The 10,825-nt window shown below is 55.0% G+C and carries 7 protein-coding genes; 5 read left to right on the top strand and 2 right to left on the bottom strand.

The features are described 5' to 3' along the window. From ABX962_RS19095 to ABX962_RS19075, 5 genes are all read left to right on the top strand, one after another. On the top strand, positions 1-3,621 hold a 3,621-nt coding region (locus ABX962_RS19095), incomplete at its 5' end, for a hypothetical protein (RefSeq protein WP_372721625.1). Between the two features lie 73 nt (positions 3,622-3,694). Continuing rightward, a complete protein-coding gene (locus tag ABX962_RS19090) occupies positions 3,695-4,378 on the top strand; it encodes a PspA/IM30 family protein (RefSeq protein ID WP_372721624.1) in 684 nt (227 codons plus the stop codon). Next, positions 4,375-4,704, top strand: a complete 330-nt coding sequence (locus ABX962_RS19085) for a hypothetical protein (RefSeq protein WP_372721623.1) — start codon at positions 4,375-4,377, stop codon at positions 4,702-4,704. Before ABX962_RS19090 ends, ABX962_RS19085 begins: the two co-directional genes overlap by 4 nt. A 278-nt stretch (positions 4,705-4,982) precedes the next feature. Next, positions 4,983-7,205 carry a sensor histidine kinase gene (locus ABX962_RS19080; protein ID WP_372721622.1) on the top strand — a complete coding sequence of 741 codons (2,223 nt, stop codon included), beginning with the start codon at positions 4,983-4,985 and terminating at the stop codon, positions 7,203-7,205. Continuing rightward, a complete protein-coding gene (locus tag ABX962_RS19075; RefSeq protein ID WP_372721621.1) occupies positions 7,202-8,548 on the top strand; it encodes a sigma-54-dependent transcriptional regulator in 1,347 nt (448 codons plus the stop codon). The genes ABX962_RS19080 and ABX962_RS19075 overlap by 4 nt, the downstream gene beginning before the upstream one ends. 129 nt (positions 8,549-8,677) lie before the next feature. Here the strand turns inward: ABX962_RS19075 and ABX962_RS19070 are convergent, their stop codons facing one another. Further along, the gene (locus ABX962_RS19070; protein ID WP_372721620.1) at positions 8,678-9,988 is read right to left on the bottom strand and encodes a PQQ-binding-like beta-propeller repeat protein; all 1,311 of its coding nucleotides are present in this window, start codon (positions 9,986-9,988) and stop codon (positions 8,678-8,680) included. Between the two features lie 116 nt (positions 9,989-10,104). After that, the coding region (locus ABX962_RS19065) for an SHD1 domain-containing protein (protein ID WP_372721619.1) at positions 10,105-10,825 on the bottom strand (721 nt) is incomplete at its 5' end.

Below are 10,825 nucleotides of genomic sequence, written 5' to 3'. Positions count from 1 at the left end.
TCCTTGATGCTGGTCACCAAGGCGTGGCCTGATTGGACGCTGACGCTCAAGTACCTGACAATCTTGGCCTACACTGGCTTCGTTTTTGTGGCTGGCAACGTTGCACGCAAGCGTTTGCAACTCAACGCGACCTACCGAGTCCTGTACGCATTGACGCTGTTGCTACTGCCGGTTTGTTTCCTCGCGTTGACGTGGTTGTCACCGGGGACGGCGATGCAAGAAGGTTGGCAAGTGGTCGAGTTTGCGATGTTATTGTTGCCAGCCACGGGATTGTTGTGGTTTGCATCGAGTCGCATTCTAGACCATTTCTTGCGGGGTCGCCAAACCACATTCTTGATCAGCTTCTGTGCATTGTGTGTCGCTGGAGCTTTACCAAGCGTGTCATCGCCAATGGCTGCCATGTTGTTCACCGCCGCATGTTGGTTGGTGTTCACCGCGGGCGTGATGAAGGTCAATCGCCATACATTTTGGTTAGCCGAAACTCATCAACTGCCTCGCATCTTTGGCTTTCTGCCGATCGTGATGCTGGGGCTGCAATTTGTCGTCCTGGTAGGAACCAAGACCGTTACGGCGATCCCCATCCAGTGGATCGGATTGGGATGTGTGATGGTATCCGCAACGGTGCTATTGACCACCCGCACGGTGGCAAACGTGTATCGTCAACGAACCGGTGATCTCGTCCGTCCGTTGCCTTGGTCAATCATCACGCCACTGTTTTGCGGATTGATTCTGACGGTTCTTGGCGTTGGGTTGTCGTTCTACGGTTTTTCCTATGTTGGTGAAACATCGTACGCGGTGATCCCCACATCGATCCTTGCCGCCGTGTTGATGGGGGCGGCCGCAAAAGACACTCGCCATAGCGGATTCGTATGGATCAGTCTCGTTTTCGCGACCATTGCCTACCAGTGCTGCCCCACGCTGTTTGCCGACATTGTGCAAACGCTTCGCAGCACCACCGCCGAAGCGCTGAAACAAGAGCGAGTGCCGATCACGCTATACGGAATCACCTACTTGCCACTACTCGGGTTGCTGACCGCCGCGAGTTATCGTTTTCGCAAGCTCGGACAGATCGAATTCAGCAAACCGATTCAGCACTTTGTGACCTTGGTCGCGGTGTTCTTGAGTGCGATTGCGATAAGCGACATGGTGTGGATGTCGTTTGCATCACCGTTTTGGGTCTCGTTGGCCAACACGATCGCCTTCTTGGTGTTCGCCGTTGCGTTTGCGGACCGCCGCTACGTGATCGTTTCGCTTGGCTGTGCGATGGTCAGTGGTGTCGCAGCGATCCCGGCACTGAACGGGATGCAGTGGATCGACGTATCGCCGATTTGGATCCCCACGCTGATGGCCGCGGCGGCATCGATGATGACGGCAACGCGTATTCCAGATGCGATTTTGAACCGTATTCCTGTATCCGGCGCAGGTTCGTTGATGGTCCAACGATCCGATGGCAGCGATCGCAATTTGACGCAAGTCATGGGCTGCTTTCTGGCTGCGATCGTCTCCTTCGTGTGGGCGTGCGAAACGATCCTTCATTTCGTCGAACCGATGACACAGGCATCGCTGATGACGTTTGGCTTTTTGATGGCCGCGTTTGCGTTGTACACATTGCGAAATCCCCAGTACCACTCGGGACTCTGTGTCTGGATATTGACCAGCTATGCGGCGGTACGTTGGGCGGCAGGCTTTGGAATCTCGGTCGCCGATGGCTTGATGTACACGACGTACCTTTCGATTGGCGTTTCCACCGCCGCTTACCTCTTCATGCGGGCGACTCGATCGATTTCCAAGGCGACGTCAATCGCGGCACTGCGAAACACGCTTGGTTTTGATTCCGAACGTTTCACAACGGTTTCCGTTTCCCTCCCCTGTTCGACTGGCTGGATGCGACGGGCACAAGCTTTTGTTGTGCCAATTTTTGACCTGAGTTTTGTTGCCCTGTCGTGTCTAGTCGTTGCAGTCCACATCCCGCTGTTGCTGAAAACTCACTTGCTGTTGCTAGGTGAACCGGCGGCGGCATTGGGATCAATCGGGATGTCGACGGTGTTGGTTAGTTTGTGGTTGTTGGCGGTCGCCGTGATTCAACGCAGCCGATTGGCGTCGGGATTGGCATGCATGATTTTGCCACTGGTTGCGTCTGCGGTGCTGATTTCGTCAGGACTGAGTTTCCCGCTGGTTGCATTGCCAGTGATGTGGGCAGTGGTGCAAGTCGTGTTGTGGATGTCGGCCTGCTACATTGCCAGCGGCGATGCACCGTCTCCCGTGGCCTCGGTGATCCAAGGGGTCAGTGTCGTGTGGCTGTTCGCGTTGCTGGTGACTTCCTGCATGTCGTTTGACATCACGGCACGGATTGTCGGTTTGATCACCTTACCCGTGTTATGGATGCAATTCCGCGAACACCAGCAGCGAACGACTTCAGCCTTGGTGGCGATCGTCGCCAACATCCATGTCTTGCTCGCCGCAGCGACGATCGCAGGGTGCGGTGGTTGGGTGCTACCCAGCATGCTGAACGGATCGATCGCAATTGCATTACCGTTTGTCTTCGTGACGGCCGCGATCAGTGCCCTGCTGTTCGACCGATCTCATCAGAAACTCGATTCGAGTCCCTGTCGTGATTGGGCGATGGCGTTACGAGTGGGGATGGGCATTCTCGCCTTGTTGTCGTTCACCGACATGCACTTTGACGTCACCCAAATCGTGGCGATGACGCTCGGGTTTGCAATCGTCGTGGTCGCCGAAGTGTTGCAAGCGATTCGTCGTCAACAAGAGTTCCGAGTATGGGCGGCTTGTATGGTCGCCGCAACATTGGCGTTGTTTTTGTTCTCTCAGGGGGTGATCACGGTTGGAGCCGGAATCAGTCAATTGGTGATGTCGGCGATCGCAATCACCGCCTTAACAATCGACCATCTTGCTGCCGCCCATCCACGTTTGCAGATCACTCGCCGTCCGATGCGGTTGATCGGGCAAACCTTGCCTGCCTTGGTCGCGGTGCTTGCAGCGGTACGAGAGATTTCGGGCGTGTTCGATGAATCCTCGACCGCACTCAACGTGATGTCGTTGATGCTAGCCGCCGCCGTTTATTTTCAACAGTCAATTGTCAAACGCCAACGTGGCTTTGCGATCGCGGCGGCCATCATTGTCAACGTCGCACTGATGTTGCTATGGCGAGTGCTGGGATGGACCGCCCCCGAATTCTACATGGTGCCGTTTGGTTTGTCGGTGCTGGGCGGGGTGGAGTTACTCAAACGCGAGCTGCCTGCCGCATCGCACGATCCGCTGCGTTACATCGGTGCCCTGATCATCTTGGTCTCGCCGCTCTTCGACATCCTCGGAGGCAGCTGGGGACACATGTTCACGCTAATGGTACTGAGCGTTCTGGTGATCCTCACGGCGATCGGGTTGCGACTTCGCTCACTGATGTACGCCGGATCCGCCTTCTTGCTGGCCGACCTTGTCGCCATGGTGATTCGATCGACGATGGATCACCCCAGTTTGTTGTGGATCTGTGGTGTCGCATTAGGTGCTGCCGTGATCGCGTTAGCAGCGTTCTGCGAAAACCATCGCGAGAAACTGATCACGCGAATCCGCATCCTGTCGGCTGAATTGGCGACTTGGAACTAATGGGGCGATCGTAGTGGACGCCCTCGCACTCACTTTTGTTTTTGTTTCTCAAACTCCTAAAAAGGAAATCATCATGAATTGGTTAAGTCAATTTAGTTTGGTCATGCGTTCGAGCGTCACGTCACTGAAAGAAAAAATCGAAGATCCCGAGCGGATGTTGCATCAGTTGGTGATCGACATGGAAGAAGAGCTCGACCGCATTCGCGCGAGCGTTGCCGAGGCGGTGGCCGATGAAATCCAAATGCGACGACGCGCCGAACGAGAGCGTGCGGATGTCGATGTCTGGATGCAGCGTGCCAGCACCGCGATGAAACGAGGGGACGAGTCGGCTGCGAAATCCGCCCTCGCGCAGAAAATGGCGGCGGCCGAACGTGCAGATCGCTACAGCGGCGACCACGAGCGGCAACGGACCGAAGTCGAAAAATTGCAAGAGAGTGTCCGCGATTTGGAAGACAAGATCCGCCAAGCCAAACAGAAGAAAACTCTGTTGGCCGCGCGGATGGCACGAGCCTCGTCGGCGCAAAAGATCAACGCGACGCTCGATCGATCGCACCGCCAATCCGCATTCGCTCAATTCAATCGATTCGAAGAAAAAGTGGACCGCGAAGAAGCCATGAGCGAAGCGTGGGAGCGAATGGATGGCAAGGATCCTGATGCCGACGAATTGCAACGACAATTCGAGCGACAAGAACGCGAAGAACGAGTCGCCGCTGAATTGGAAGCGCTGAAGCACGAAGTTTCCGCCGAAAAACCATGATCCGGACGATCAGCAAACTCGGCACTGCGTTTTGGAGCCTTGTGGTGGGATGGTATCGCGTGGATCGGATCCGCGTTTCGCCCACCGCAGGCCGATTGCTCTCGCTAAAAGTAGGCGATCGGGTGGTGCTGAAAGGAGAACTTTTCAAGGTGATGCAGCGACAAATCGGCGATGACGCCGACCAGGTGACGTACCTGCTAAATCACCCCGACGGGGATGCGGTGTTACAGATCACTCGCAATGGCCGTGACTTCGACGGGAAAGCCGAACTGCGGTATTTGGATCGATGTGATGAGGTCGCCGAGGATGAGTTGGTGGTGCTTTGAAAGTGAGTCGGACCGCCGCGACCGTGCTGAATTCGAGGTATGATTGAGCTAGTGCTTCGACCCCCTTAAAGTTTGCGTTAGCCGTTTTGGCCAACGCGGTGCTCGATCTAAATTTGATATCGAGGGTTTGACTGTAGTGGACCAGGAAACGAGTCCTCGCAACTCGCCGAGCGTAATGGACTCGTGGCCTCGTCGGCTACCTAAAAGTCGGACCTGGATGCAGCACTAGTCATCACTCGCAGCTCGTTTTCCGTTTGTTCTTCGGTTCGCTATCGCCCATGTTGCCTCAAATCGAACTGTTTTGTATCGGATTTGCGGCGGTCGTGGACACCGTATTGCTGTTGATCGTATTGGAGCGGATCAATCGACCGCTGACGGCGATCTGGCTGAAATGGGCGTTGGCCGGAGCGACGTTGTGGCATATCGGTGCGTTTCTACATACGTTGCTGCGGGACACGACGGGCACCACGGCAACGGCCGTCGATGCGATGTGCATGACCACGATGGCGCTGGGGATGCTACTACTGAATTGCAGCATCTTGCACGCTGGACTAAGGATCAATCATACCGGAGGCGAGGCTCGGCCGCGTCTGAATCGCCGTTACATCGCAGTCTACTTGCCCGTGTTGTTGATCCTCCCGATTGCGACCGGGATCGTGCACAGTGGAACGCGTGATTTCATTGAATCGACGCGGCCTTATCACATGCCGTTTCTAATTTGGTTGACCGCAGCCAATTTGACGGCGTCATGGATGTTCATCAAAAACCGCAGTCGGCTTGAACAAGTCGCTCGCGGGGCCAGTTCATTTTTGGTCAAGTTCTCGGTCGGATTGATCACGGTCACGGGTTTGGTCGGCGTCTATCTGCTGGTCGCTCAGAACACTCGTTTCGAGCCACCGTTCCGCTTGCTGACGAATCTGTCACCGCTGGCACCCACATTGGTTTTTGCGTGGTACCTAGTGCGACGACGATTGTTGCCAATGGTGTTCGAGCGGACGCTTGTTTACGGCGCGATTCTGCTGGCCATCTTTTATCTCCATCGTTTGACGATCTCGCCAATGATGAGTTCGATCAGCCGCGAGTTTCACTTCGATTTCGTCGTGCTCGAAACGCTGATCGTGGTCGCGCTTGTATTGGCGTATCAACCACTGAGAAGTCGATTTCGCGAAGGGCTGCGGTACTTTGTCGGTCTGGATGTGGTCAAAGTCCGTGACGCTGCCCGTCAATTGTCGGTCGAACTGTCACGGCGGGCCGATGACGAGATCGAATCGTTGTCCGATTGGTTTACCGAACGAATCTTGCAGACATTCAATTTGCGATTTGCAAAGTTATGTTTTATCGAGAAGACGCCTTCGTCCGACCACGACGAACCGAAACCGATGCACGAAGCCAACTCGATCATCAAGGTCGCGAACGAGCAAACACGTGACATCATTTGCGAGCGACTTGCCGTCGAGGAAGTGCTGACGCTGTGTGGCAAGATTGACGATTGCCCCGACCGCTGGATCGAATGCTCCGGAGACCATGAATCCGATGTTTGCGATTGGATGCGTGACGCCGATTTGACAGCCGTGTTCCGAGTCCACTATCGCGATGTCGACGGTTATTTGATGCTCGGATCGCTACGCACCGGCGAACTGCTGTCGGACGAACAACTCAGTACGATTTCGTTACTAGTGGATCAATTTGCCGCGACCATCCAAAATCGGATCCTCGAACAAGCTCGTCAATCGGCCGAACGGCGAGCGGTGCAACAAGAGAAATTGTCGACGCTGGGACTGATGGCAGGTTCGCTGGCTCACGAATTGAAAAACCCACTCTCTTCAATTCGCACGATCGCAACGCTATTGAAAGAAGACCTAGCCCCTCAAAGCGGTTCCCAACGCGACATTGATTTGATTGTCTCGGAAATTGACCGGCTGACCTCGACGACGCAGCGGTTGCTTGATTTTTCCAAGCCGAGTGATTCACAACATGTCGGGGTGAAACCGGACGTGGTGATCGAGCGGTTGCTGTCGATTCTCGGGCATTTGGCTCGGCAACATGGTGTGGCGTTGTCGACCGACTTGCAGTTGGGGGCGGAAAGGATCGAGTCCACCGATGCGGGGTTCAGCGAAATCATGTTTAATTTGATCAAAAACGCGATCGAAGCGGTGCGGGGAATGCCCGATGGCGAAGTGAGGATTACGACGCGGCTCGGTTCCGGCGACACGCCAACGGATGCCGATTCGAGTCCACCAACGCCCGATTTCGCTCGGATCGAGGTCGCCGACAACGGGCCGGGAATTGACCGTGAAGTCCAATCGCACTTGTTTGAACCGTTTGTAACGGGAAAAACCGACGGAACGGGGCTTGGGCTTTATTTGGTAGGCCAACGTGTAAAAGAATTATCAGGAAAAATCACGCACGAAAGCGATTCGACGGGCTCTACGTTTATCGTGCAACTACCCCTTGCGACAACCGAAAATGACCTCGCGATTCCGCAGGCGGATTTGACATGAAAATTTTGGTCGTGGATGACGAACCGGCGGCTCGCTATGCGATGACCAAGACGCTGCGTGCCGAAGGACGACAAGTGCTTGAAGCCGACAATGGCGAGACCGCGCTTGACCTGATTCGCACGCAGGCCCCCGATCTGGTCTTTTTGGATTTAAACATGCCCACCCACGATGGCATGTTTGTGCTGCAGTCGCTGCAACAAGATGCCGCTACGATGATGCCCGAGATCATTGTCGTGACCGCCAACAACGAAGTCAGCTTAGCAGTCCAGTGTGTTCATCTAGGCGCGACCGACTTTGTCACCAAACCGTATGATGTCCAGCACATTCGTTCGATGGCCGCACGTTCGCAGCAACGGGTTGTCTTGCAACAAAAAGTGCATGAATTGGAAAACGGCAGCGAATCAGTGCAGTTCGGCCAACTGCTTGGCACCAGCCGGCCGATGCGAACTCTGTTTACGCAAATCGAAAAGGCAGCCAAAACCTCGCTGCCAGTGTTGATTCGCGGTGAAAGCGGCACAGGGAAAGAGTTGGTCGCTCGAGAACTGCATGCTCGAAGCGATCGAGCGAGCAAGCCATTCATTGCCGTGAACACCGCCGCGATCGCGGCGTCACTTGCTGAAAGCGAACTGTTTGGGCACGTCAAAGGCGCGTTTACCGGTGCCGATCACAATCGCGATGGCGTGTTCCGCCAAGCGGATGGAGGCACGTTGTTTTTAGACGAGATTGGCGACATGCCAGCGGCGGTGCAGACGCGATTGTTGCGAGTATTGCAGGAGGGGATTGTACAACCGGTTGGGACCGAGCGGGGAGTCAAGGTCGATGTTCGCGTGATCAGCGCGACACATCAAAATCTCGAAGCGGCAATCGAAGACAAGGTGTTTCGCCAAGATTTGTATTTCCGGTTAAAGGGAATCGAATTGTTCATTCCTCCGCTGCGGTCGAGACATGAAGATATCTTGCTACTAGCGAACCGGTTCCTGCCTGCGGATGTGACAATCTCGGACGAAGCAATCACGGTACTACTGCAACACGTGTGGCCGGGGAATGTGCGTGAACTGCAACAATTGGTGCATGCGTCCGCTGCGTTGTGCGAAGATAATCGAGTGACGCGATGCGATCTTGGTCTGAGCCTCGATCGCGGAGCCGAGGACGAGGTTCCGTTTGAACGGTACCTGGATCTGCCGTTGACCGAAGCGCGAACCCGGCTGGTCGAAGATTTCGAGCGGATGGCGATCCTGCGGGCGTTGGACGCCGAATCACATAACGTCAGTGCGGCGGCGAGACGTCTGGGAATTCATCGCCAAAGTCTGCAGCAAAAAATGAAAGCGTTAGAGATCCAATAAACGTGGGATTGGCTCTGCCGGAGAACGCATCCGAGGCAGAAACTTGGTAGCAAATTTCGATCCCCCGAGGTTGATGCCGTGCTGCCGAAAGTCTTGACGACTTCCGCTACGACGGTTTTCGGACATAGCCTAGGGCGTCTCGGATCCGAGGCACACCAATTGTTCGTGACGTTTGGTGCCTTTGTCGACTCCAATTCGCAAGAACATTTGGCTGTCGGTCACCGCGGGGCTCGCGTAGGTATCGTCGCCAAGCTTGTTGGTGGAAATCAATTTGAAAGAGTCGTTTTCATTTTTAAAGACAAATGTTTTGCCAGCTAAATTGGAAACGTAAACAATGTCGTTACAAACGATTGGCGAGGCACTAAAGTTGCCACCTAAACGTTCTCGCCATACCACGTCTCCCGAATCAGCGTCCCAACAATAGGCCACCCCATCGTCGCTGACAGCGAACAAACGATCGTCGTTGATCACCAGCGAGGGTTCGTAGACTTTGGTGCGAACGGACCAAAGCTTTTCTCCATCGGCGGAAAGACAGACAGTTTCTTTATCGGGATAGCCGCCACTGGCATAGATTCGGTCGCCGGATGTGATCACGGTACCGCAAGTCGCTTCGGCGGTGCCGCGTGTGCTCCACCATTTTTCGCCGGTGGCCGGATCAAAGCTGGCCACCGCGTCACATCCGCTGATCAACAATTGATCACGGCCGCCGACGTTGGCAACCGTGGGACTCGAATAGCTGCTGATAGTGCCGCGAGCCACTCGCCAAGCGATCTCGCCGGTTTCGCCATCGACCGCGGCCAAATAGCCACCGCCCATATTGTCAGCCGCAAAAATCACCAACGACCTGTAGAGGACTGGCGACGGTGCATAACCAAACTTGGAAACAAATTTGCCGATCTCACGCTGCCAAACGATGTTGCCATCCAGATCCAGTGCGGTGGCAATGATCGCGTCGTTATTGAGAAACGCGGTATAGAGCCGGACACCATCGCAAGCCAAGGTGCCGTTGGCATGCGTCGCTTTGTGATGCACCGCTCGTTCCGATGGAAATCCGCTGGTATGAACATCGGTAGTCCATTTGGGCTGGCCCGTCGCACGATCAAAGGCAATCACTTGTTGTTTTTGTTGGTCTTGGATCGCGGTAGCCAAATAGATCGAATCTGCGACAACGATCGGCGAACTGTGCCCGCGCCCCGGCACCTTGGTCCGCCAGAGGACATTTTCCTCTTCGCCCCACTGCGTCAACAGCGGTTGATCCGGAACGACGCCATCACGCTGCGGCCCACGCCATGCTGGCCACAGCAGTTTCGTCTCGTCCACGGCAACGTCGACGACTTTGACATTCGATTTTTCCGGAGAAATTTCCTCGACCGGATTTTTACGACCACAGCCACCGACCAGCAGCAGCGGAATCAGCGTCAGCAATAAAACGCGTTTCATGGAGATAATCCCAATCGATTCGAATTCGGCAATTTGGCTTTCGCCTACCCTTTATAACGCAATCTGCCAATAAGCAGAACGTGCAGCTTCAACCCGGATTGCCGCAAGTCAACGGGCTAGGGCTCGAACGGATTTTTGACCGCGGCGCGTTGTTGCTGCAGCTCGCGAAGGAAATCCTTGTCCGCTTCGCTTAAGCTGACGATCGGCACGGTCACCTCGCGGTCGTCCGCGCGTTTCAGGACCACGCTTGCTCCTTCGACGCGAAGCAAGATCGCCTCGACTTTGAATCGACCGCTCGCGTCGGACCACGTACGTGATTGCGAACTTGGTATTGCTGCTGCGGCGGCGGGTTTATTGGGTTGCGGCAGATCCTCGGGGGCCAGTTGGATCTTGCTACGGGCAACGGTGATCTTGCGGCTGCCACCGCCGCGAAGTTTGACACTGACTTGACCATCAGTCTGTATGTCTTCGATAGTTGCGGGTTTCCAAAACGGCCCATGCTCGTTGACTTGCACAATTTGGCCGACGTACAGCGTTGTCAGTAGATTGACTTCGCGTTTGGAATTGTCGACAACGCCACCTCGGTCGTATGCCGATTTCAGGCTTGCGATTCGTTTGTAATCGGCATCCCAACGTAACAATGCGGAATGAGCCGCTTTGCGAATTTTGTCGTTGTCGCTCTCGATCAGTGGTTTCATTGCAGTTGCGATCTCTTGATCGGGATCTTTCAAATTCTTCTTGGCTAGCTCACCGAGCGTTTGAATTTGTCGTGCCGCGTCGTTGGACGCAAGCGACGCGAGCGCATCCGCTTTTTGTGCTTCGGTCAGCGGAGCTTCG

It is taken from the genome of Novipirellula sp. (assembly GCF_041583735.1).
Classification (GTDB): Bacteria; Planctomycetota; Planctomycetia; order Pirellulales; family Pirellulaceae; genus Novipirellula.
This window is presented reverse-complemented; position numbering and strand designations above follow the sequence as displayed.

What these genes read in the sequence shown, in the direction of transcription:
- ABX962_RS19090 (WP_372721624.1), top strand. Translation starts at nt 3,695, where the DNA reads ATGAATTGGTTAAGTCAATTTAGTTTGGTCATGCGTTCGAGCGTCACG.
- ABX962_RS19085 (WP_372721623.1), top strand. Translation starts at nt 4,375, where the DNA reads ATGATCCGGACGATCAGCAAACTCGGCACTGCGTTTTGGAGCCTTGTG.
- ABX962_RS19080 (WP_372721622.1), top strand. Translation starts at nt 4,983, where the DNA reads ATGTTGCCTCAAATCGAACTGTTTTGTATCGGATTTGCGGCGGTCGTG.
- ABX962_RS19075 (WP_372721621.1), top strand. Translation starts at nt 7,202, where the DNA reads ATGAAAATTTTGGTCGTGGATGACGAACCGGCGGCTCGCTATGCGATG.
- ABX962_RS19070 (WP_372721620.1), bottom strand. Translation starts at nt 9,988, where the DNA reads ATGAAACGCGTTTTATTGCTGACGCTGATTCCGCTGCTGCTGGTCGGT.